The organism is Streptomyces javensis, from assembly GCF_039525925.1.
GTDB lineage: Bacteria > Actinomycetota > Actinomycetes > Streptomycetales > Streptomycetaceae > Streptomyces > Streptomyces asiaticus.
The window spans coordinates 65,623-88,249 of sequence record NZ_BAAAIF010000042.1 but is presented as its reverse complement, the minus strand read 5'-3'; the positions used below and the strand labels follow the sequence as shown (position 1 = coordinate 88,249).

At 70.1% G+C, this 22,627-nt stretch carries 21 protein-coding genes, 1 other RNA gene and 2 pseudogenes; 14 read left to right on the top strand and 10 right to left on the bottom strand.

The features are described from left to right. A partial coding sequence (locus ABD329_RS30725) for a bifunctional RNase H/acid phosphatase (RefSeq protein ID WP_344317208.1) occupies positions 1-774 on the top strand: 774 nt, incomplete at its 5' end. A gap of 98 nt (positions 775-872) precedes the next feature. On the opposite strand, the gene eda is transcribed toward ABD329_RS30725, so the two are convergent. The 6 genes from eda to ABD329_RS30695 form a co-directional block, all read right to left on the bottom strand. Then, on the bottom strand, positions 873-1,532 hold the full coding sequence (eda, locus tag ABD329_RS30720; RefSeq protein WP_198279603.1) for a bifunctional 4-hydroxy-2-oxoglutarate aldolase/2-dehydro-3-deoxy-phosphogluconate aldolase: 660 nt from the start codon (positions 1,530-1,532) through the stop codon (positions 873-875). A 97-nt stretch (positions 1,533-1,629) separates the two neighbouring features. Beyond that, complete coding sequence (gene yaaA / locus ABD329_RS30715; protein ID WP_198279600.1) at positions 1,630-2,433, bottom strand: peroxide stress protein YaaA; 804 nt, start codon at positions 2,431-2,433, stop codon at positions 1,630-1,632. A 243-nt stretch (positions 2,434-2,676) separates the two neighbouring features. Further along, complete coding sequence (locus ABD329_RS30710) at positions 2,677-4,332, bottom strand: glycoside hydrolase family 13 protein (RefSeq protein WP_198279599.1); 1,656 nt, start codon at positions 4,330-4,332, stop codon at positions 2,677-2,679. Between the two features lie 86 nt (positions 4,333-4,418). Beyond that, on the bottom strand, positions 4,419-5,264 hold the full coding sequence (locus ABD329_RS30705; protein WP_344317207.1) for a carbohydrate ABC transporter permease: 846 nt from the start codon (positions 5,262-5,264) through the stop codon (positions 4,419-4,421). Continuing rightward, entirely contained in the window at positions 5,264-6,259 is a 996-nt protein-coding gene (locus ABD329_RS30700) for a carbohydrate ABC transporter permease (protein WP_198279597.1), read from the bottom strand. Before ABD329_RS30700 ends, ABD329_RS30705 begins: the two co-directional genes overlap by 1 nt. Positions 6,260-6,273: 14 nt before the next feature. Then, complete coding sequence (locus ABD329_RS30695; protein ID WP_246618800.1) at positions 6,274-7,575, bottom strand: extracellular solute-binding protein; 1,302 nt, start codon at positions 7,573-7,575, stop codon at positions 6,274-6,276. 240 nt (positions 7,576-7,815) lie between these two features. Between ABD329_RS30695 and ABD329_RS30690 the strand changes: the two genes are divergently transcribed. The 10 genes and pseudogenes from ABD329_RS30690 to ABD329_RS30645 all read left to right on the top strand — a co-directional run bounded on the left by ABD329_RS30690 (position 7,816) and on the right by ABD329_RS30645 (position 15,546). Then, positions 7,816-8,979 (top strand): LacI family DNA-binding transcriptional regulator, encoded by a 1,164-nt coding sequence (locus ABD329_RS30690; RefSeq protein WP_344317206.1) that lies wholly within the window; start codon positions 7,816-7,818, stop codon positions 8,977-8,979. Positions 8,980-9,069: 90 nt separating this feature from the next. Continuing rightward, positions 9,070-9,473, top strand: an RNA gene (gene rnpB, locus ABD329_RS30685) — RNase P RNA component class A. A gap of 281 nt (positions 9,474-9,754) precedes the next feature. Continuing rightward, positions 9,755-9,895 (top strand): hypothetical protein, encoded by a 141-nt coding sequence (locus ABD329_RS30680; RefSeq protein ID WP_198276898.1) that lies wholly within the window; start codon positions 9,755-9,757, stop codon positions 9,893-9,895. Beyond that, on the top strand, positions 9,892-9,981 hold the full coding sequence (gene kdpF, locus ABD329_RS30675; RefSeq protein ID WP_010351568.1) for a K(+)-transporting ATPase subunit F: 90 nt from the start codon (positions 9,892-9,894) through the stop codon (positions 9,979-9,981). Before ABD329_RS30680 ends, kdpF begins: the two co-directional genes overlap by 4 nt. 9 nt (positions 9,982-9,990) lie before the next feature. Then, positions 9,991-11,652, top strand: coding sequence for a potassium-transporting ATPase subunit KdpA (kdpA, locus tag ABD329_RS30670; protein WP_198276897.1), 1,662 nt, complete (start codon positions 9,991-9,993; stop codon positions 11,650-11,652). A gap of 44 nt (positions 11,653-11,696) precedes the next feature. Next, positions 11,697-13,793, top strand: coding sequence for a potassium-transporting ATPase subunit KdpB (kdpB, locus tag ABD329_RS30665; RefSeq protein ID WP_198276896.1), 2,097 nt, complete (start codon positions 11,697-11,699; stop codon positions 13,791-13,793). A 5-nt stretch (positions 13,794-13,798) separates the two neighbouring features. Then, positions 13,799-14,410 carry a potassium-transporting ATPase subunit KdpC gene (gene kdpC / locus ABD329_RS30660; protein WP_198276895.1) on the top strand — a complete coding sequence of 204 codons (612 nt, stop codon included), beginning with the start codon at positions 13,799-13,801 and terminating at the stop codon, positions 14,408-14,410. An 87-nt stretch (positions 14,411-14,497) separates the two neighbouring features. Continuing rightward, a pseudogene (locus ABD329_RS30655) lies at positions 14,498-14,590 on the top strand (DNA-binding response regulator); the annotation flags it as partial. Between the two features lie 31 nt (positions 14,591-14,621). Next, a pseudogene (locus ABD329_RS30650) lies at positions 14,622-14,756 on the top strand (sensor histidine kinase KdpD); the annotation flags it as partial. A gap of 142 nt (positions 14,757-14,898) precedes the next feature. After that, positions 14,899-15,546, top strand: a complete 648-nt coding sequence (locus ABD329_RS30645) for a DUF1707 SHOCT-like domain-containing protein (RefSeq protein ID WP_198276894.1) — start codon at positions 14,899-14,901, stop codon at positions 15,544-15,546. Between the two features lie 305 nt (positions 15,547-15,851). Here the strand turns inward: ABD329_RS30645 and ABD329_RS30640 are convergent, their stop codons facing one another. The 3 genes from ABD329_RS30640 to ABD329_RS30630 all read right to left on the bottom strand — a co-directional run bounded on the left by ABD329_RS30640 (position 15,852) and on the right by ABD329_RS30630 (position 18,222). Beyond that, positions 15,852-16,010, bottom strand: a complete 159-nt coding sequence (locus ABD329_RS30640) for a hypothetical protein (protein ID WP_198276893.1) — start codon at positions 16,008-16,010, stop codon at positions 15,852-15,854. Positions 16,011-16,079: 69 nt separating this feature from the next. Further along, on the bottom strand, positions 16,080-17,555 hold the full coding sequence (locus ABD329_RS30635) for a sensor histidine kinase (protein ID WP_198276892.1): 1,476 nt from the start codon (positions 17,553-17,555) through the stop codon (positions 16,080-16,082). After that, positions 17,542-18,222 carry a response regulator transcription factor gene (locus ABD329_RS30630; protein WP_198276891.1) on the bottom strand — a complete coding sequence of 227 codons (681 nt, stop codon included), beginning with the start codon at positions 18,220-18,222 and terminating at the stop codon, positions 17,542-17,544. The genes ABD329_RS30635 and ABD329_RS30630 overlap by 14 nt, the downstream gene beginning before the upstream one ends. 224 nt (positions 18,223-18,446) lie before the next feature. Between ABD329_RS30630 and ABD329_RS30625 the strand changes: the two genes are divergently transcribed. Continuing rightward, the gene (locus ABD329_RS30625) at positions 18,447-20,009 is read left to right on the top strand and encodes a hypothetical protein (protein ID WP_214664795.1); all 1,563 of its coding nucleotides are present in this window, start codon (positions 18,447-18,449) and stop codon (positions 20,007-20,009) included. Positions 20,010-20,214: 205 nt separating this feature from the next. On the opposite strand, the gene ABD329_RS30620 is transcribed toward ABD329_RS30625, so the two are convergent. Beyond that, positions 20,215-20,976 carry a DeoR/GlpR family DNA-binding transcription regulator gene (locus ABD329_RS30620; RefSeq protein WP_198276890.1) on the bottom strand — a complete coding sequence of 254 codons (762 nt, stop codon included), beginning with the start codon at positions 20,974-20,976 and terminating at the stop codon, positions 20,215-20,217. A 219-nt stretch (positions 20,977-21,195) separates the two neighbouring features. On the opposite strand from ABD329_RS30620, the gene ABD329_RS30615 reads away from it, so the two are divergent. Together ABD329_RS30615 and ABD329_RS30610 are read left to right on the top strand one after the other, a co-directional pair. Further along, positions 21,196-22,185, top strand: a complete 990-nt coding sequence (locus ABD329_RS30615; RefSeq protein WP_198276889.1) for an LLM class flavin-dependent oxidoreductase — start codon at positions 21,196-21,198, stop codon at positions 22,183-22,185. A 127-nt stretch (positions 22,186-22,312) separates the two neighbouring features. Beyond that, positions 22,313-22,537 (top strand): hypothetical protein, encoded by a 225-nt coding sequence (locus tag ABD329_RS30610; RefSeq protein WP_198276888.1) that lies wholly within the window; start codon positions 22,313-22,315, stop codon positions 22,535-22,537. Positions 22,538-22,627 lie beyond the last annotated feature (90 nt).

The following is a 22,627-nucleotide window of genomic DNA, read 5'->3' as shown; positions in this document are numbered from 1 at the left end:
CAGCTGAAGCTCCCGCCCGGCGGCACGCTGACGGCGGGCGCGCCGGAGCCCGCCGAGCGCCCCGACGACGCCCTCGCCGGGCCGGTGGTCACGGGGGCCGCCCCGGCCACGGGGGCCGCCCCGGCGGTGGGCTGGGGCTCGGCGGATCTGGGCACCCCCGCCACGTTCGTCCTGCTCCGGCACGGGGAGACCCCGCTCACCCCCGAGAAGCGCTTCTCCGGCAGCGGCGGCACCGACCCCGCACTCTCCGACGTGGGCCGCCACCAGGCCGAGCGGGTGGCGGCGGCGCTCGCCGCACGCGGCACCATCCAGGCCGTCGTCGCCTCACCGCTGCGGCGCTGCCGGGAGACCGCCGAGGTGGTGGCCCGGCGCCTGGGCCTGGACGTCCGCGTCGAAGAGGGGCTGCGGGAGACGGACTTCGGCGCCTGGGAGGGCCTGACCTTCGCGGAGGTCAAGGAGCGCTACCCGGACGACCTGGACGCATGGCTGGCCTCCACGGAGGTGGCCCCCACCGGCGGCGGCGAGAGCTTCGCGGCGGTCACCCGCCGGGTCGCGCTCGCCCGCGACAAGCTGATCGCCCGATACCCGGGCCGTACGGTGCTGCTGGTCACCCATGTGACCCCGATCAAGACCCTGGTCCGGCTGGCCCTGGGCGCCCCGCCGGAGTCCCTGTTCCGCATGGAGCTCTCGGCGGCCTCGCTGACGGCGGTGGCGTACTACGGGGACGGGAACGCGTCGCTGCGGCTCCTGAACGAGACGGCGCATCTGCGGTAGGGGCATCTGCGGTAGGGGCGACTGCGGTAGGCGCGACTGCGGCAGCCGTCACGGTGCCGAACGCGGCGGCTGCCAAGGCGCCGACCCCATGGCGGCCGTCACCGCCGCAGCGCCGCCGCCTCCCGGGCCAGGGACTCGACCCGGGCCCAGTCGCCCGCCTCCAGCGCGTCCGGCGGCAGCATCCACGTGCCGCCCACGCAGCCGACGTTGGGGAGGGACAGATACCCGAGGGCGTTCGAGGCGTTGACCCCGCCCGTCGGGCAGAAGCGGGCCCGGGGGAGCGGCGAGGCGAGCGCCTTCAGATACGCGGTGCCCCCGGCCGCCTCCGCCGGGAAGAACTTCATCTCCTCGATCCCGCGCTCCAGCAGCGCCACGACCTCCGAGGTGGTCGAGACGCCCGGCAGGTACGGCAGCCCGGACGCGTCCAGCGCCCCCAGCAGCCGGTCCGTCCAGCCGGGCGTGACCAGGAACCGCGACCCCGCGGCGACGGCCGTCTCCACCTGCTCCGGGGTCAGGACCGTACCGGCGCCGACGACCGCGTCCGGGACCTCGTCGGCGATCGCCCGGATCGCGTCCGCGGCGGCGGGCGTCCGGAACGTCACCTCGATGGCGGGCAGCCCGCCCGCCACCAGCGCACGGGCCATCGGAACCGCGTCGGCCACGTCGTGGACGACGACCACGGGGATGACGGGGGCGAGGTCGAGCAACGAGGAATCCGGGGAACCGGGGGAGGGCGAGGTGCTAGTCACGGCGCCCATCCTGCCCGCGGTGCGGCGCACTGCGCAATGGTGGTTGCGCATGTCGCAATGACGCGGCGCGGAACGGACAACCGACCCGCACCCGAGTACTCGGGTCCTACAGCTCCGTCACCACCACATCCACCGCCCACGCCCGCCCCGCCCGCTCCGGCGGCGCGGCCTCCACCACGTACCCCAGTCCCCGCAGCGCCTCCACCAGTTCGCCGGGGCCGTCCGGTTCGGCGCCCGCGGTCAGCAGGTCCCGTACCATCCGGCCCTTCGTCGCCTTGTTGAAGTGGCTGACGACAGACCGCTTCTCGACCCCGTTCACGATCTTCGACTGGAGCACCCGCACCGTCGCCGTCCGCTCGGCCACCGCCCCCTTGGGCTTCCACGCCGCCGCGTACGCCGCCGAACGCAGGTCCAGCACCAGCCCGTCCCCGGCGGCCTCCGGAACCACCTCGGCCATCGGGGTCCGGGTCCGCCAATACGTGCCGAGCGCGCCGAGCCCCGGGAGCTTCACGCCCATCGAGCAGCGGTAGGAGGGGATACGGTCGTCGATCCGTACGGCGCCCCACAGCCCGGAGAACACCAGCAGCGACCGCTCCGCCCGGTGCCGGGCGGGAGCGGACAGCGTGGCCAGGCCGAGCGCGTCGTAGAGCACACCGGTGTAGATCTCCCCGGCGGGCCGCGCCACGGCCTCCCGCAGCGCCGCGTTCTTGGCGACCTCGCCGCGCAGCCCCTCGCTGAGCCCCAGCGCCTCCGCGGCCTTCCCCGCGTCGCCCGAGCAGAGCGACACCAGCGTGTCCAGCACCTCCGCCCGCGCCTCGCCCAGGCCCGGCAGCGACAGCGATCCCAGGTCCAGCGGGGACCCGGAGCCTCCTGTGGCCTTTCCCTCGGACGGCGGCAGCAGCACGAGCACGGTCTCTCCTCGAAGGTCGGATGGTCGTCGGCGACGGGGCGCGGGGCGGGCCCGGAAATCCGGGCCCGCCCCGCCGAGCAGCCTACGGCCTCCGGCCGAGCGGCCTCGCCGAGTCCGGTGCGGTTCGGGTGCCCCCGAAGGGGCGCGGGGCTGCGTCGATGTGCGGCTCCGCCGCGTGGGGGCGACCGGCCACGACGCGGCCGCAGACGCACGACGGCCCTTCGCGGCACTTACCGCAAGCGCTCAGCGCAGCCAGACCGTGGTCCCCGCCGGCACCCGCCCCCCATCGAGCGGCCCGCTGGCCAGCACCACCTCCAGACCCTCCGGCAGCGGCACCGGAACCGCCGACAGATTGCTGAGGCTGTGCCAGCCGGTGGAGCGCCGGAAGTGCAGCACCCCCGCGCTCAGCTCCTCCACCGAGCCGACCCACTCCACGCCCTCGTCGCCGCCCAGCGCACGGCGCAGCCGCAGCGCCTCCCGGTACAGCTCCAGCGTGGAGCCCGCCACCCCGCTCTGCGCCTCGGCCGACAGCTCGCCGAAGTACTCGGGCTGCGGCAGCCAGGAACCCCCCGCACCGAAGCCGAACGACGGACCGGACCGCGTCCACGGCAGCGGCACCCGGCAGCCGTCACGGCCCTTGACCCGCCCGCCGCTGCGCTCCCACGTCGGGTCCTGGAGCGCCTCCCGGGGCAGGTCGGCCACCTCCGGCAGGCCCAGCTCCTCGCCCTGGTACAGATACGACGACCCCGGCAGCGCGAGCATCAGCAGCGTCGCGGCCCGGGCCCGGCGCAGCCCCAGCTCCACGTCGGCCTCCGGCTCCCGGCCGTCGGCGAGCAGCCACGCCTCCCGCCCCGCCCGGCTCAGCTCGTCGGGGAGCGCCAGCCGGGTGGCGTGCCGGATCACATCGTGGTTGGAGAGCACCCAGGTGGCCGAGGCACCGGCCGTACGGGCGTCGTGCAGCGCGCTGTCGATGGCGGTGTGCAGCGCGGGCGCGGACAGCGGGGTGTAGAGGAAGTCGAAGTTGAACGCCTGGCCCAGCTCGTCGGGGCTGGCGTACGGCGTGCGGCGGGAGTTGCGGACCCATGCCTCGGCCACGGCGATCCGCGGCGGGTCGTACTCGTCCATCACCTTGCGCCAGTCGCGGAAGATGCCGTGCACCTCATCGCGGTCCCACAGCGGATGGCTGCCGTCCTCGGGCAGTTCGTCCGGGTCGTAGCCACGTACGTCCCCGATGTCGCGCAGCGGTTCGGCCAGGTCCTTGGCCAGGCCGTGGGCCACGTCGACGCGGAAGCCCGCCACGCCGCGGTCGGACCAGAAGCGCAGCGTGGTGAGGAAGTCGGCGCGCACCTCCGGGTGGTCCCAGTTCAGATCCGGCTGCTCGGGCGCGAACAGGTGCAGGTACCACTGCCCGTCGGGCAGCCGGGTCCACGCCGGGCCGCCGAAGCAGGAGATCCAGTCGGTGGGCGGGAGCGAGCCGTCCGGGCCGCGTCCGTCGCGGAACACGTACCGCTCACGGGCGGCCGAGCCGGGCGCCGAGCGCAGCGCCTCCTGGAACCACGCGTGGTCGCTGGAGGTGTGGTTGGGCACGATGTCGACCATGACCTTCAGCCCGAGCCGGTCCGCCTCGGCGACCATCCGGTCGAAGTCGTCCAGGGTGCCGAGGCGCGGGTCGACATCGCGGTAGTCGGCCACGTCGTAGCCGCCGTCGGCGAGCGCGGAGGGATAGAACGGGCTCAGCCAGACGCAGTCCACGCCGAGGTCGGCGAGGTACGGCAGCCGGGAGGTGATACCGGGCAGATCGCCGATGCCGTCCGCGTTCGAGTCGGCGAAGCTGCGGGGGTAGATCTGGTAGAAGACGGCCTGCCGCCACCAGTTGGGGTCCGAGGGCTTGAGGGTCACGTGGTCCTCGCGATGATGGGACGGATACGGATGCGAATACGAATACGAATGCGATGGGATACCGCGAGCGTCAGCTCATGGCGGTGTCACCCCTTCACCGCCCCCGACGTCATCCCGGAGATCACCGACCGCCGGAAGACCAGGACGAGGATGGCGATGGGCACGGTGGCCGCCATCGCACCGGCGAAGATCGTGCCGTAGGGGACGGTGTACTGGCTGGTGAACAGGGCCATCCCGACCGGCACCGTACGGAAGGCGTCCTCGCTGTTGAAGGTGAGCGCCATCAGGAACTCCGCCCAGGTGGCGGTGAAGGTGAACACCCCGGCCGTGAACAGCCCCGGCCGCGCCAGCGGCAGGATGACCGAGACCACCGTGCGCAGCGGACTCGCGCCGTCCACCGTGGCCGCCTCCTCCAGCGCCCGTGGCACCCCGAGCAGATAGTTGCGCAGGATCCAGATGGAGAACGGCAGGTTGAAGGCGACGTAGGGGACGATCAGCCCCTGGTAGCTGTTGAGCATCCCGGCCGAGCGCTCCAGCAGATACAGCGGGGTGACGACGGCGATGCACGGGAAGACCGAGATCATCAGCAGCGAGACCATGATCGGTCCGCGGCCGCGCATCGGCAGCCGGGCCAGCGCGTAGCCCGCGAAGAAGGCCAGGGCCAGCACCACGACCGTGGAGACCACGGACACCAGCACGCTGTTGAGGAAGTACCGGCCGAGGCTGTTGCCGCCGAAGGCGTCCGCGTAGTTGCCGGTGGTCGGGTGGTGCGGGAACAGGGTCGGCGGGTCGGCGCTGATCTCACCGGTGCCCTTGAAGGAGGCCGTGGCCATCCAGTACAGGGGCGCGGTGGTCAGCACCACGATGATCAGGGCGCCGATGTTGACGACGTTGAGATAGCGGCGCCGACCGCGGATGGCATGGTTCCGCATCATCGGCCCCCTTCGGCCACCTGGGCCCGGAAGGCGCGCAGGAACAGCAGACAGCACCCCATGACCAGGGCCGCCGTACTGGTGGCGACGGCCGCGCCCGGCCCGATGCTGAGGTTCTGGAAGAGCGTCTTGTAGCCGAGGATCGCCAGCGACTGGGTCGCCGTGCCCGGCCCGCCCTGGGTGAGGACGAACGGCAGGTCGAAGACGCCGAACGCCTGGAGGGTGCGGAAGAGGACCGCGATGGCCAGGATCGGCCGCAGCTGCGGCAGCGTGACCCGCCAGAAGGTGGTCCAGGGCCCCGAGCCGTCGATCTCGGCCGCCTCGTACACATCCCGTGGGATCTGCATCAGCCCGGCGAGCACGATGATGGCCACGAAGGGGGTGGTCTTCCAGACGTCGGCCACCGCCATGGCCGCCATCGCGGGCACCGGACGGCCCAGAATGGCGGGCTCACCGCCGCCGAGCGCCTCGATCGCCCAACTCACCACGCCGTAGGTGCCGTTGTACAGATAGCCCCACAGCTGGGCCGCCACCACGTTGATCATCGCCCAGGGCAGCAGCAGTACGGCCAGGATCCAGCCGCGCGCGGCGCCCAGCCGCTCCAGGACCAGGGCGGCGGCGGTGCCCAGCGCCAGCTCCAGGACGACGGTGACCAGGGTGAAGCCGATGGTGAACGCGAGCGATTCGAACCACTCCGAACTGTGCAGCAGCGCCGCGTAGTTGCCGGTGGTGAAACCGTCGATCCGGAAGCCGCCGTAGCTGAGGCGCACCTCGGAGAAGCTGAGGACGACGGAGAAGAGGATGGGGAAGAGGGTGACGGCCGCGACGACGGTGAGCGCGGGAGAGGCGTAGAGCCAGCCGACGCGGGCGAGCCGGCGGTCGGTGGATCCGCGGGCGGGGGCGCGGCGGCGCGCGGGGGCGCGGCGGCGTACGGCCCGGTCCGAGGGACCGGTCTTCTCGGCGGTACGGGCCGTACCGCCGACCGCGGTGCTCATCTGGCTGGTGGTACTCACAGCGCCCTGCCCTCCAGTGCCGCGGTGATGTCGGAGCGGGCGGCCCGCAGCGCGGCGCCGACCGATTCCGAGCCGCCGATGGCCGAATTCACCCGGGTGTAGATGGCCTTGCTGACCTGCGGGTAGTACGGCGTCTGCACCGGACGGGCGACCAGCCGCAGCCGCCGGGCGGTGGTGACGGTCGGATCGCCGGTCCGCGCCGCGGCCGGGCTGTCCAGCACGGTGTCCATCGCGGGCAGCACCCCGGCCCGGCGCAGCAGCATCATCTGGGCCTCCTCCTCGGCCAGGAAGCGGGCGAAGGCGACGGCGGCGCCGAGGTTCTCCGCATGCGGATTGATGAAGTTGCTCCAGCCGCCCAGGCAGGCGTAGCCGGATGCCGGACGCCCCTCGAAACCGGGCCGCGGCACGACCCCCACCTTTCCGGAGACCCTGGAAGCCCCGTCGGCGTCGGACATCCCCCAGGCGTAGGCCCAGTTGCGCAGGAACACCGCCCGGCCGCCCGCGAAGGCGTCCATGGCGTCCTGCTCGGCGTAGGTGGTGACCGCCGACGGCGTCACTCCGGCGTCGACCAGCCCGCGCAGATAGCCCACGGCACGCTGTGCGGGTTCGTCGGCGACGGTGACACCTCGGGAGCGAGCGGACCCTCCCGAGTGGCCGAGCACACCGCCGCCCGCGTCGGCGAGGAATTCGGTGACGACGCAGGTGAGGGATTCGCTGACGGAACCCTGCCAGACGAAGCCGTAGTCCGCGTCGCCCGCCCGCTGGATCCCGCGCGCGGTGCGCTCCAGCTCCTCCCAGCTCCCGGGCACCGGCAGACCGTGCTTGGCCAGCAGGTCCTTGCGGTAGTAGAGGTAGGCGGCGTCCGTGTAGAAGGGGAAGGCGTACACCTTGCCCTTGAGGCTGGACGCCCGCATCAGCGCCGGTGGATACGGGTCCCAGAAACCCTTCGGCACCAGCGATTCCACCGGCAGCGCGAGGTAGTTGGCGCCGAACTGGGCGGGCCAGGTGGTGTCGCCGAGATAGACGTCCGGAGTGGCCGAGCCCCCGCCGATCTGGGTGGTCAGCGCCACGCGGTTGCCGTCGGTGGTGCTGAGCCCCTTCACGATCTCGATGTGTATGTCGGGGTGCTTGCGGCGGAACGCCCGGATGATGGCGGGGCGCATATCGCCCCCGTCGCGGGCGGGTATCTTCCCCGCCCACCAGCGGACGGTCACCGGTCCCTTCGGCGGCCGTTTCGCCTTGACCAACAGGTCGTCAAGGTCGTTGGTCCCGCACGCGGTGGTGAGACCGGCGGTCATGGCGAGGCTGCCAGCGCTTGCAAGCAGCGTTCTGCGGCTCAGAACCATGCGCCCTCCTCCCGTTCCCGTCAGGGCTGCCTCTCTGACAGCGTTTGCAAGCTAGGTGGGCCAGCTGAGAGGTGTCAACGGTCGCGTCGCCGGAAGTTCGAGGATCTGACGGCAACCCCTGAATGACAGCGTTGCCAGGATCCATCGGCCAGTGCCTGTCGATGAAGCAAGGCCGCGTGCTACCGTCCCGCCATGTCCGCAGCTTCCGACAGCCCCGCCGGTGTGACCGGACCCGCGACCCCGGACAGCGCTGTCACCGGCGTCCCGGGTCAACAGCCGGCGGGTGCCGACGGCCAGGGGGGCGAGGCCACGATGGCCGACGTCGCCGAGCGTGCGGGCGTCTCCGTCTCCACCGTCTCCCGGACCCTGCGCGGGCTGTCCAGCGTGTCCCCGCAGACCCGCGACCGGGTCGAAAAGGCCGCCCGCGAGCTGTCGTTCGCCATCTCGCGCAGCGCCTCCAGCCTGGTCACCGGCAAGACGCGGCGGATCGCCGTGCTCACCCCGCACCTGGACTCCTGGTTCCTCGGCAACACCATCGCCGGGGTGAGCGGGGTGCTGCGCGAGGCCGAGCTCGACCTGCTCGTCTACAGCGTCACGGACCTGGCCGAACGCGGCGCGTTCTTCGACCGGCTGCCCGCCCGGCGCAACGCCGACGCGATGCTGGTGACCTGCTTCGACCTGACCCCGGAGGAACGGGCCCGGCTGGACGCGCTGGGCATGCCCGTGGTCTTCGTCAGCCAGCACGTCCCCGGGCGGCCCAGCGTCTACATCGACGACGTGGACGGCGCCCAGCGCGGCATGCGCCATCTGCTCAACCTCGGCCACCGCCGCATCGCCTTCCTCCAGTCCAGCGACGACACCGGCTTCTCCTGGAGCTCCAAGGAACGGCTCACCGGCTACCGCAAGACGCTGGAGGAGGCCGGGCTGCCGTACGACGAGGAGCTGGTCCTCTACCCCGTCGCCCGGCACCGCCGCGGCATCCGCGAGGCCGTCGGCCACCTGCTGAGCCTGCGCAACCCGCCCACCGCCGTCTTCGCCGAGTCCGACGAGGTGGCGATCGAGGTGATGGGGGTGCTGCGCTCCTCCGGCGTCGACGTCCCCGGCCGGATGTCCGTACTGGGCTTCGACGACCACCACCTCGCCGAATGGCTCGACCTCACGACCGTCGCCCAGCCGGTCGAGGACATCGGCCGCGCCGCCGCGGAACTGGCCCGTTCGATCATCGACGACCCGGAGGCGGACCCCACCCGCCATGTGGTCTTCCCGACCCGTGTCATCCCCCGGGGCAGCACGGCCCCGCCGACCCCGCCCGCGACGGGGGACCAGGCGGGTCCACCCCACCCGGGCAACCCCTGACGATGATCCCCGGGCCCCGGCCCGACCGGGGTGCGATCGGGGCGGACCGGGTGCCGCCCGCCCGCCGGGTATCATGGTCAACACGGCGGACGAGCCGGCCGGGCGGTCGCGTCGGGGTCTTCGGGCCCCGCCGAGGAACGTCCGGGCTCCACACGGCAAGGTGGTGGGTAACGCCCACCCGGGGTGACCCGCGGGACAGTGCCACAGAAAACAGACCGCCGGACGCCGCGAGGCGACCGGTAAGGGTGAAACGGTGGTGTAAGAGACCACCAGCGTCCGAGGTGACTCGGACGGCTCGGTAAACCCCACCTGGAGCAAGGTCAAGAGGAGCCGCCGCACGGCGGCTCTGCGCGGACGATCGAGGGCTGCCCGCCCGAGTCCGCGGGTAGACCGCACGAGACCGGCGGCAACGCCGGTCCTAGATGGATGGCCGCCTCCCCGAGGGCCGCGAGGCCCCCGGGAGACAGAACCCGGCGTACAGGCCGACTCGTCCGCCGCCATGGCTCTGACCAGGGAGTATGCTCTGTTCAGGGCTCTCGGTCGTACCGCTGCACTTCCCCCCTCCTCTACCTGGGAGTTCCCGGGAGCTTCCCGCGCGAGTGCGCACTCGTTGTGCACTGGGTTCGCTTGCCCGCACCCGCACGCTTCGGCTACGCAGTGAGCCCTTCCGCACTGTGTGATCACCCGAACGGTGGGCGTGGCGCCGCGTAAGCGTCTCGTCAAGACGGTCAGGGCCGCCGTAAGGGGGCCGTTAAGGACAGTCGAATCCGGCCGGATGGCGGGTTCTCTGTATGGGTCCGATCCGTCTTCGAACCTCATCCAGGAGCTTGCGATGGCCGACGTGGCCTTCGTCATCGCCACCATCGCGGTGTTCGCGCTGGTGGCTCTCGTCGCCAAGGGGGTGGCGAAGCTGTGACCGTAGAGAACGTCGTCGGCCTGATCGTGGCCGTCGCCCTGCTGGGTTACCTCGTCCTCGCCCTGATCTTCCCGGAGAGGTTCTGAGTCGCTGCCATGAGTTCCGTACTTGCCGACGTGCTCGTGGTGTTCGCGCTGATTGGCGCGCTCGTCCTCGTACACCGCCCTCTCGGCGACTACATGGCCGCCGTCTTCCAGTCCAAGAAGCACCTGCGCGTCGAGCGCTGGATCTACCGCTCGGTGGGTGCCAACCCGGACGCGGAGATGCGCTGGCCCGCCTACCTGCGCGGAGTGCTGGTCTTCTCCGCGGTGAGCGTGCTGTTCCTGTACCTGCTCCAGCGGATCCAGGACAAGCTGCCGCTGTCTCTCGGCTTCAAGCCGATCACCCCGGACCAGGCGTTCAACACGGCCGCCTCCTTCGTGTCCAACACGAACTGGCAGTCGTACTCGGGTGAGGTGGCGATGAGTCACGTCACCCAGACGATGGGCCTGGCCGTGCAGAACTTCGTCTCGGCGGCGGTCGGTATCGCCGTGGCCGTGGCGCTGGTGCGCGGTTTCGCCCGCTCCCGCACGGGTGAACTGGGCAACTTCTGGGCCGACCTGGTGCGTGGCACCGTCCGGATCCTGATCCCGATCTCCGTGCTGACGGCGGTGATCCTGATCGCCTGCGGTGCCATCCAGAACTTCGGTGACATCCACACGATCACCACGCTCACCGGGGACAAGCAAGCCATCAGCCCGGGTGCCGTGGCATCCCAGGAAGTGATCAAGGACCTGGGCACGAATGGTGGTGGCTTCTTCAACGCCAACAGCGCGCACCCGTTCGAGAACCCCAACGGCTTCACGAACTGGCTGGAGATCTTCCTGCTGCTGGTGATCCCGTTCTCGCTGCCGCGCACCTTCGGCAAGATGGTCGGCTCGGTCAAGCAGGGTTACGCGATCGTCGCCGCGATGGGCGTCATCTGGTTCCTCGGCGTGGTCGCCGTGACCTGGCTCGAGTACGCCCACCCCGGCACCGCCTCGCAGCTGGCCGGTGGTGCGATGGAGGGTAAGGAGCAGCGGTTCGGTGAGGGCAACTCCTCACTGTTCGCGGTGTCCACGACGATGACCTCGACCGGCTCGGTCGACTCCTTCCACGATTCCTTCAGCGGCCTGTCCGGCGGTGTGCTGCTGCTGGGCATGATGCTGGGCGAGATCGCGCCCGGCGGTACCGGGTCCGGCCTGTACGGGATGCTGATCATGGCGATCATCGCGGTGTTCATCGCCGGGCTGATGGTCGGCCGTACGCCCGAGTACCTGGGCAAGAAGATCGGTTCCCGTGAGATCAAGCTGGCGGCCTGCTACATCCTCATCACTCCGGCGCTGGTGCTGATCGGTACGACGCTGGCGATGGCATTGGGCAAGGGCGAGTCGTCGATGACGAACTCCGGTGCGCACGGCTTCTCCGAGGTGCTGTACGCCTACACGTCCGGGTCGAACAACAACGGCTCCGCTTTCGCCGGCTTCGCCGCGAACACTCAGTACCACAACACCATGATCGGCCTGTGCATGCTGTTGGGCCGCTTCCTGCCGATGGTGTTCGTGCTGGCGCTGGCCGGCTCGCTCGCCGGGCAGCGGCCGGTCCCGGCCACCGCGGGCACGCTGCGCACCGAGAAGCCCCTGTTCACCGGGTTGTTGGTGGGCGCGATCCTGATCATCACCGGTCTGACGTTCTTCCCGGCGCTGGCGCTGGGGCCGCTGGCCGAGGGGTTGGCGTGATGATGACCAACGCTCAGAACACTGACACGAAGAAGCAGGACTCCATGTCCACTCCCACCCTTGCGCCCCACCAGGACGCGCCCACCGGGCACAACCCCGACGGGCGGGTCGGTGGCGGACTGTTCGACCCCCAGCAGCTGGTCAGATCGCTGCCGGACGCCTTCCGCAAGCTGGATCCGCGGGTGATGGTGAAGTCGCCCGTGATGTTCGTCGTGCTGGTCGGGTCCGTACTGACCACCGCGTTCTCCTTCACCGACCCGGGCGACTGGTTCGGCTGGGCGATCAGCGCCTGGCTGTGGCTGACCGTGATCTTCGCCAATCTGGCGGAGGCGGTCGCCGAGGGCCGTGGCAAGGCGCAGGCCGACACCCTGCGCAAGGCCAAGACCGACACGATGGCCCGACGGCTGCTCGGGGACGGCACGGCCGAGGAGCGGATCCCCGGCACCGAGTTGAAGATCGGTGACCGGGTGGTCTGCGAGGCCGGCGATGTCATCCCCGGCGACGGCGATGTCGTCGAGGGCGTCGCCTCGGTCGACGAGTCGGCGATCACCGGCGAGTCGGCGCCGGTCATCCGCGAGTCCGGCGGCGACCGGTCGGCCGTGACCGGCGGCACGAAGGTACTCTCCGACCGCATCGTCATCAGGATCACCACCAAGCCCGGCGAGACCTTCATCGACCGGATGATCAACCTGGTCGAGGGCGCCGCACGGCAGAAGACGCCCAACGAGATCGCGCTGAACATCCTGCTCGCCTCGCTCACCATCATCTTCCTGCTCGCGGTGGCGACCCTGCCGCCGTTCGCGGATTACGCGGGCTCCCACCTCACGATGGTCGTGCTGGTCGCGCTGCTGGTCTGTCTGATCCCGACGACGATCGGCGCGCTGCTCTCCGCTATCGGCATCGCGGGCATGGACCGCCTCGTCCAGCGCAATGTGCTGGCGATGTCGGGCCGGGCGGTCGAGGCCGCCGGTGATGTCTCCACGCTGCTGCTGGACAAGACCGGCACGATCACCCTGGGCAACCGGCAGGCGGCGGAGTTCGTGCCGGTGCGCGGCACCACCGAGGCCGAGGTGGCGGATGCCGCCCAGCTGTCCTCGCTGGCCGACGAGACCCCCGAGGGCCGGTCCGTCGTCGTCCTGGCGAAGGAGGCGTACGGGCTGCGCGGGCGCCACCAGGGCGAGCTGGTGGGGGCGGAGTGGATCGAGTTCACCGCGCAGACCCGGATGTCGGGCGTGGACGTGGACGGCCGGAAGATCCGCAAGGGGGCGGCCGGTTCGGTCATCGCCTGGGTCGGGGAGCGGGGCGGTACGGTCGCCGAGGACGCGGACCGGATCGCCCACCGGATCTCCGCGGCCGGTGGCACCCCGCTGCTGGTCGCCGTCCAGGACGACAAGGGCGCCCGGATCCTGGGCGTGATCCACCTCAAGGACGTGGTCAAGGAGGGCATGCGGGAGCGGTTCGACGAGCTGCGCCGGATGGGCATCAAGACCGTCATGATCACGGGTGACAACCCGCTGACGGCCAAGGCGATCGCCGGGGAGGCGGGCGTCGACGACTTCCTCGCCGAGGCCACGCCCGAGGACAAGATGGCCCTGATCAAGCGGGAGCAGGCGGGCGGCAAGCTGGTCGCGATGACCGGCGACGGCACCAACGACGCCCCGGCGCTGGCGCAGGCGGACGTCGGGGTGGCGATGAACACGGGGACGTCGGCCGCCAAGGAGGCCGGCAACATGGTCGACCTCGACTCCAATCCGACCAAGCTGATCGAGATCGTGGAGATCGGCAAGCAGTTGCTGATCACCCGGGGCGCGCTGACCACCTTCTCCATCGCCAACGATGTCGCGAAGTACTTCGCGATCATCCCGGCGCTGTTCGCGGCGGTCTACCCGGGCCTGGACAAGCTGAACATCATGCAGCTGTCCTCGCCGGACTCGGCGATCCTGTCCGCGGTCATCTTCAACGCGCTGATCATCATCGCGCTGGTGCCGCTCGCCCTGCGGGGGGTGCGCTACCGGCCGATGAGCGCGGACCGGATGCTGCGGCGCAACCTCGGGATCTACGGCCTCGGCGGACTGATCGCGCCCTTCATCGGCATCAAGATCATCGACCTGCTCATCTCTCTGATCCCCGGGATCGGGTGAAGGACATGAACACCTCTCTCGCGAACTCCGCCCGCATGGTCTGGGCCGCGCTGCGCATGCTGCTCGTCCTCACCGTCGTCACCGGCATCGTCTACCCGCTCGTCGTCACCGGCATTGGCCAGGCCGCCTTCCACGACAAGGCCAACGGCTCGATGGTGAAGGTGGAGGGCACGGAGGTCGGCTCCAAGCTGATCGGCCAAAGCTGGAACATCGAGGGCACCGACAAGCCGGACCCGAAGTGGTTCCAGGGCCGACCGTCCAACAGTGGCTATGACCCACTGACCACCGGCTCCAGCCAGCTGGGCGCCAGTGACCCGACACTCGTCAAGAACGTCAAGGCCGCCAAGAAGCAGGTTGCCGAGTTCAACGGCGTACCGGAGTCGAAGGTGCCCGTCGACGCGGTGACGGGCTCGGCCTCCGCGATCGATCCGGACATCTCAACCGGTTACGCGGACATCCAGGTCAAGCGGGTCGCCAAGGCGAACGGGCTGACCGAGGCGCAGCTCCAGAAGCTGGTCGACGACCACACCACGAGCCGCACGCTCGGTTTCATGGGCGAGCCGCACGTCAACGTCCTGGAGCTGAACATCGCGCTCAAGGAACTCACCGAGAAGTAATGGGCTTATGGACACCGACGGCCGGGAGCCGGCGGACCGGGAACTCCGGATCCGTCGGCTCCCGCCGCCATGACGACAGCAGGGGTGGTCGCCGCCCTCGACGCGGGGGCGGACGACTACATCACCAAGCCGTTCAGCATGGACGAACTGCTGGCCCGGCTGCGGGCCGCGGTGCGCCGCACCGAGGACACGCCGGTCGCAGACGAGACAGATGGCACGCGGCAAGCTTCGGATCTACCTCGGCGCGGCACCGGGCGTCGGCAAGACCTACGCGATGCTCTCCGAGGCACATCGGCGTGTCGAGCGGGGCACCGACTGCGTGGTCGCGTTCGTGGAGCACCACGATGCGGCCCTGCCGGGTGACGCGATTGCCACCGCCTCTCGGAGACGGGGCCTGGCCGGGATCCGTGTCGCGATATAACGTAAGTCCGCTACTCGTGCCGCCACATGCGTCGCGCGGAGACGTTCGACAGGACCAGGACGGAAGCATGTCGGAAGAGATTTCGCCCACCGGGAAGCGCTCTGGCACCGGCTCGTCGCCCGAGCTGCGAGCCTCTCATGCGGACCGGGACCGGGTGGTGGATGTGCTGCGCATCGCGGCGGGGGACGGCCTGCTGACCGCGGACGAGTTGGACGAGCGGCTGGAGGCTGCCCTGTCGGCGCGGACTCTGGACGAGCTGGCCCCGCTCACCGCTGACCTGCCTCCCGTCGGCGTGACTGGAGCGGAGGCCAAGGACGTAGTCCGGATCGAACAGGTCCACAGCGGCGCGGTCGAGCGCGTGGGGCGCTGGGTGGTGCCGCGGAGGCTGGAGCTCGCGGTGACGTACTGCGAGGTGACGCTCGACTTCACCGACGCCGTGATCACGCACGACACGTTGCGGATCGAGGTGGGCATGACGGGGAAGACCCTGACGCTGATCACGACGCCGGGCATCGTGGTCGATACTGATGGTCTGCAACTGGTGCACTGCAAGGTCACGTACCGTCAGGCTCCGACGAATCCAGATACGCCGGTCACTCTGCGAGTGGAGCTGGTCGGTCTGAAGGCCCACGGCCGCGTGGTGGTGCGGCCCCCGCGTCGGACCTTCGGGCAGTGGCTGCTGCGCAGGCCCACGTCCCTTTCTGCGGGCGCTTGACGCCATCGTTGTGTGCGGCGGAGAGAGCGGGGAGGGCGGAAGGCGGTGCCCCCACGGGGACCGGCGCGCACTCAGGTAACGGTGCCGGGCACCGTGAACGCGCCGGATCGCGGTGTCCAGCGGCGACGGTGCTGGTCATCGCGCTGATACCCCCAACACACCGCTGAGCGGCCGTTCCGCGGCTCTCTCCGCCGCGAGACCCCAACGTCCCACGGCCGACGGCACCCCGGCCATGGGTGTTGTCGCCGTCCTGACGCCGCGCCACCCGGGATTGACGCGGCCCTGACGGGGCCGGGTGACCGGTGTCAGAAGAGCGTCAGAAGTGCGGCCAAGGCCACGGCCGATGAGGAGCCGCCCGATACCGGCGCGGCGGCCGAGGACCCGGGTGGGCGGCACAGACTCACCGCCGTCCAGGGCCTGGCCGCGCTCTCGCTGGACGCGATGGCGTCCGCGAGTGTCAGCACATCACCGACCGTACGGGCAATCCTGAATTCAGGAAATCGTGGATTGTGGACTCACGGGGACCGGGCGTGCTATTTCCCGGCTGGGGCGGGGGCCCGGGGAAGGCGTAGCTGGAAGCACGCTCCGAGGGTCCGGGGGGTGAGGGTGAGGGTGCCCCGGTGGCGGTGGGCCAGGTCGCGGGCGATGGCGAGGCCCAGGCCGGTGCCGCCGTGGTCGCGGGAGCGGGCGTCGTCGAGCCGGACGAAGCGTTCGAAGATGCGCTCGGCGTCCTCGGTGGGCACGCCCGGCCCGTCGTCGTGCACCGCGAGGACGACCCAGTCGTCCTGGTTCCGTACGGTGATCTGGATGCGGTGTGCGGCGTGGCGGGCGGCGTTGTCGATGAGGTTGCGCAGCAGCCGTTCGTACTCGTCGGGGTTTCCGTGTGCGTGCGCGGGGGCGGTGCTGTCGCAGGTGAGGGTCAACGGCCTTTCGGTGAGGGGGTATTGCTCGGTCAGCCGGGAGGCGAGGGCTGTCAGGTCGACGGTTTCGGGGACGGCGATGGGCGTGCGGGTGTCGAGGCGGGCGAGGAGCAGCAGGTCTTCGGCGAGGGCTTGGAGGCGGCGGGTCTGTCGTGCGGCGGTGGTGGCCGCGGCGGGCCAGTCGGTGCGTTCCGGGTAGGCGAGCGCGACTTCAAGGCTGGCCAGCAGTGTGGTGAGAGGGCTGCGTAGTTCGTGGGCGGCGTCCGCGACGAAGCGGCGTTGCTGGGCGGCGGCGTTGTCGAGGCGTTGGAGGGTGGTGTTGATGGTGGTGGCCAGGGCGGTGATCTCGTGTCCCGTGGCGGGGACGGTGACGCGTTCGCGGGGGTCGCTCGGGGTGACCGAGGCGGTGAGGACGCGGATGGCTTCGACCGGCCGCAGCGCGATGCGGACGGCGAAGTAGGCGACGGCGGCGATCAGTACGACGCCGACGAGCCCGGCCCCCAGCAGCAGGCCGTCGGTGGTCTTGGTGATGGCCTCGGCCGTGTGCGGGAGCACCACCACATAGACCCGCAGATGTGCGTCGGCGGCGACGCCCAGAGCGGCGGCTTTGTCACGGCTGAGTTCATCGGCCTCGATATCGCAGGTCACGACGCGCTGGGTGCCGCCGGCTATGCCGAATATGTCCCTGGGGTTGTAGTCGCGGTTCACGGGCAGGCGGACGCTGGTGAGCGGTGTCAGCGCGGCCACCCCTTTTGTCGGCGGGGTGGGCATCACGTGGTGGGTGCCGGGGTAGGCGTCGCGCAAGGTCCTGCCGGAAGCGACAGCGGTGCGTCGGCCGGTCGCGACGACCTCGTACGGCACGGTGGTGGTGGAGTCGGGAACGACACCCTGGCGCACCTGATCGCAGAGGGGCCAGAGCTGACTCTTGGCCTGTTCTTCGGCGATCTGCGTGCTCTGGCGGTAGACGTCGTGGTGTACCCACCAGCCGATACCGACCAGGATGACGGCGGTGGCCGAGGCGACGGCCAGGGCGGTGCGGGCTCGCACCGAACGCGGCCACCAGTGGCGTCGCGGCTCAGTCGCGTTCACGGTCGTCCACCAGTCGGTAGCCGGTGCCCCGTACGGTCTGAAGGGACTGCCGGTGGAACGCGGCGTCCACCTTCTTGCGGAGGGCGCTGACGCGCGCCTCCACCAGGTTGGGATCACAGGCTTCGTCGGGCCACGCGTGATAGAGCAGATCAGTTTTGGAGACCGCCTGGCCCGCCCGGCGGGCCAGCAGCTCCAGCACGGCGAACTCCCTGGGTGTGAGGTCCACCCGGGTCCCGGCCCGGCGGCAGACCCGCCCGGCGACATCCAACGAGAGGTCGCCCACGGCGAGGACGGGCGGGGCGACCGTGGCGGCTCGTCTGACCAGGGCCCGCAGCCGTGCGACGAGCACCGGGTAGGAGAAGGGTTTGGCCAGGTAGTCATCGGCCCCCGTGTCCAGGGCCTCTGCCTGATCCCACTCCCCGTCCTTGGCGGTGAGTACCAGGATGGGGGTCGCGTTGCCCTCCCGGCGCAGCTGGGCGCAGACCTTGTAGCCGTTGAGACCGGGCAACATCAAGTCCAGGACGACCAGGGCGTATTCGCCGGTCCGGGCCATCCACAGTCCGTGCCGTCCGTCATGGGCGAGGTCGACGCTGTAGCCCTCGACGGTCAGACCGGTGTGCAGGGTGTGGGCAAGGTCCACCTCGTCTTCGACCACCAGGATGCGCATGTGGTGCAGCCTTGCACAGCGCCGGTCCGCCTTCCTGATCGTTCGGTCAGGTTGGGTCAGCAGCCGGTCAACGAGGTCCGGGCACGCTGGCGGAGTGTTTTCGCCACTGCTGAAAGGCCCTGTCGCCGATGTCCGCACCCCTGTCGCCGATTTCCACGAAGCTTCCGCGGGACATACTGAACGGACGAGATGGTTCTCATCGCACTGGATTCGCGTGGGCGCGTATGCGCTGGCGCCAACTCTACGTGCCGATTTCGGCCACCACCCTCGCCCTGCCGCTGTATGCGGTATGGGCCGCCCGGCTGGCAACGGGTGGCGGTGATCTCGCCGCGCAATTCTCATGGGCGGATTTCGTCTCCCGACACCCCGGATCCCCCTACAACCTGGGCTGGTACGGGGGCATTCATGTCGGCAACTACAGTCTGATCGCACCGCACTTGATGGCTCTTCTCGGCGTGCGGACTGTCACCGTGGGGGCGGGAATCATTGCCTCGTGGTGCATGGGGCGTGTGTTCGTACGCAGCGGGGCGAGCCGCCCGCTGTGGCCGGCGCTTCTGGCGGTCCTGTCGCTCTGGGCGAATGTCGCATCGGGGCGCTCGACTTTCGCACTGGGCGTGGCTCTGGCGCTGATATCCTGCCTTGGCCTGACGGGTTCCAGTCGGCGCTTGGTCCTGGCATCGGCGTTCAGCGCCCTGGCAACTCTGGCCAGCCCCGTCGCAGGGCTGTTCCTCCTCGTTCTCGGGGCGGGGTGGCTCCTGAACCGGGATAACCGGGATATGGGAAGAGCTGTCGCTGTTTGCGCACCGCCGGTCGCGGTGGTCGCTTTGATGACCTCGCTCTTTCCTTTTAGCGGTGTAATGCCCATGGCAATGGACGACATCTGGAAGCCGACCCTCTTTGGCGTCGTTCTGGCGCTGCTGGCGCCGCGCAAGTGGGGGGCTCTGCGTTTCAGCTCCGCGGTCTATGCGGCAGGTGTGGTCCTGACCGGTATGATTTCTTCGCCTGTCGGTTCGAACGTCATCCGTCTCGCTGAACTGTTCGGCCCTCCGGTGCTTCTCTGCGTATTACTCGAGCGAGGCGTTCACATAGCGCCAAGAATAGCCATCGGACTGTCCCTCGCTCTTTCTGTGCAGTGGGTGACGGCACACACCGTCCATGTGCTCAATATGTCGACACCCGTGCCGTCATGGGCGTCCCACACGCGAGGTGTACTGGAAGCGCTCGACCGTCTGCACGCGGACCGCACGCGTGTGGAGGTAGTGCCTGCCGTCAATCATCGTGAAACCACCGTACTCGGTCCTCATGTGAATCTGGCACGGGGGTGGAATCGTCAGCTCGATGTAGAACGTGGGGGCCTTTTTTATGAAAACGAATTCACGATCGGAAAATATCGCGCATGGCTCGACAGGTGGGCGGTGGGTTATGTCGTCTTGCCGGAGGGTGAGCCTGACTGGGCGGCAAAAGATGAAGCCGAGCTCATCCGCAGCGGACCGGGCTGGCTGGAGCCGGTGTGGCATGACTCCCGGTGGCGGATTTATCGGGTGAAAGATGCCAGGCCGATTGTCTCGGGTGCGGCTGCGTCGGTCGTCAGCGGCGACAACGCGAAAATCGTGGTACGAGTTCCCAGGCCCGGCATGGTCAGGTTGCGCATCCCCTATTCCCCCTGGCTGCGCACCAGTGCTGGTTGTATCGAGCGGGACGGTGGCTGGATCCGTTTCAGGGTTTCCACGCCAGGGCGGTATGAAATCGGCAGCTCCTATGCGGTGCCTTGGCAAGGCGACTGCTGACGAGAGTGACGCGTCATCTCCTACGCCAGCACCGACTGGGGCGGTTTGATGGCCGCCGCCACCCTCATCACCCTTCCCGTGGTCCTGGCGGCGATCCTCAAGCAGCCGGCGCACCGGCCCAAGAAGAGCGCCGTACACGGCCCGTAGGACATCTCGCCCGTGGGCATGGCCGCGGCGCTCCACCTCGGCGACTCCGTAGGTCCCATCAGGCGGTTTTGACGACGGTGCCGCCGCTTTCGAGCGCGGTCACCTCGTCGGTGGGCGCCGTGGTGTCGGTGACGAGGGTGTGCAGGAGCGTGACGGGGCCGACATGGGCGTAGGCGGTGCGGCCGAGTTTGCTGCCGTCCGCGACGACGATGGTGCGGCGTGCGGAGGCGATGCCGGCCTTCTTCACCGCCGCGTCGTCGAGGTCGTAGGCGGTCAGGCCCTCGGCCGCGCTCAGGCCGCAGCAGCCGACGACCGCGGTGTCGAAGCGCAGTGCCGCCAGGGAGGCCAGCGTGAGGGGGCCGGTCAGGGCCCCCTCGGCGGCGCGGGGCCGTCCGCCCGGCACCATCAGCGTGGTCGTCGCCGGAGAGTCGCCGAGTACGTGGATGGCCTGGAGTGACAGGGGCATCACGGTGACCTGCCGACCACGCAGCAGACGGGCGACCTCCAGGCACGTGGTGCCGCTGTCGAGGAGGACGGTCTCACCGTCGGCGATGAGCGCGGACACCTCGGCAGCGATCCGGCGCTTGGCGTCGACGGCCTCGTGGGCGCGCAGCGCGAAGGGCGGTTCCTCGCCCCTGAGCAGCAGGGTGCGTGCCCCGCCTCGGACGCGTTCGAGAACGCCTTGAGCTGCCAGTGTGTCGAGGTCGCGCCGGATGGTCATCTCCGAGGCGCCGGTCAGCGCGGCGAGTTCCTGGACCGTGGCACTGCCCGACTCTCCGACGGCCTGGGCGATCACCCGGTGACGTTCTGTGTTGCTCATACCGCGATTGAACACCACCCTGAAACAGACATCCTGGTTGTTCATTTACCAGCTTTCCTAACATGAAAAATGTTCGTTAGGGTGGGGTGGCATGGCGGTGACCGACCGCCTGTGCGGCACGCCCCCTGACACCGTGCCGCACAGGCCCTCCGCTTACTCCCCGCCGGTCGCCGGACCGGTGAGGAGGAACGAACCCACCGTCAACAGAAGGAGCCGTCGATGCCCGAGTCGGACGCCCCCACCCGAGGCCGGGTCGGTGTGATGCTTCCCCGCGACCTGCCCGTCCGGGATGTGCTGCCCTATGCCCGGCGCGCCGAAGAGCTGGGGTTCGACCAGGTGTGGGTGGTGGAAGACCTCGGCTGGCGCGGCGGACTCGCCCAGGCCGGCCCGGTCCTCGCCAGCACCACCAGCATCACCGTCGGCATCGGCATCATGCCCGCCGGCGCCCGCAACGTGTGCTTCGCCGCGATGGAACTGGCCACCCTCGCCCAGCTCTACCCCGGTCGCCTGATCGCGGGGATCGGCCACGGCATGCCCGGCTGGATGCGCCAGGCCGGAGCCTGGCCCGCCAGCCCCTTGACGCTGATCAAGGAGTACACCACCGCGCTGCGCCTGCTCCTGCGTGGTGAGCCGGGTCCGGCGGGCGGCCGCTATGTGCACTGCGAGGGCGTCGTCCTCACCGAGACCTCCGATACCGTCCCGCCGGTCATCCTCGGCGTACGCGGCCCCAAATCGCAGGCGGTCGCGGGCGAGGTGGCCGACGGGCTCCTCCTGGCCGAACCCGCGGCCCCCGCCTACATCACCTCCTCACTGCGGCACCTGGGCGGCGTCTCCGCCACGAGCGGCCTTCAGGTCGTCACCTACGACGCCGCCGCCATCGACGACGACGAGGACGCCGCCCTTGCCCGCGTCCGCGACGGCCTGAGCGCCATCGGCGATCCGGACTGGGCCGACCACATCGACCCCCTGCCCTTCGCCGCGCAGTTGCGTGAACACCGCGCCGCCTGCGCGGACGGTCGGCGATTCGCCCAGACCATGCCCGCCGCCTGGGTGCGCGGGCTGAGCATCGCGGGCACCCCGGACCAGGCACGCGAAGCGATCAAGGCCCGCCACGCGGCGGGCGCGACCAGCGTCGTCCTCACTCCCACCGGTCCGGACGCCCTGGCATCCCTCGACTCACTCGCCCGCGCCCTGGACCCCCGCCCCTGAACCTCAAGTACGCCTGCGCCGAGCCCTCCTGGCCTGCCGCCCGCCCTACGGCGCCGCGCCGAGCGGCGGACTAACCGCGCGGTGGCCTCGAGTTCGTCCTGGCCGCGCGGTTTCCTAGACTCACGGGATGGACAACAACACGTGCACCCATTGCGGCACCGTCGGTCTGGCGGAAGGTTTCATCGAGGACGCCGGCGAGCACTCGCGCGGGTTCGCGCGCTGGATCGAGGGCGCGATGGAGCGGGGGTTCTTCGGGGGTGCCAAGCGGACCGGCCGGCCGCGACGGCGGATAGTGGCATTCCGCTGCCCCAAGTGCGGGCACCTCGAGCTGTTCGCCGCCGAGGAGGTGTAGTCGGCCCTCGTCGCGGACGACGACCAGGCCCGAGGAGATGCTTGTATCCGTCCGGGCCTGGACATTTGCGCTGGAGTCAACTCCAGCTTT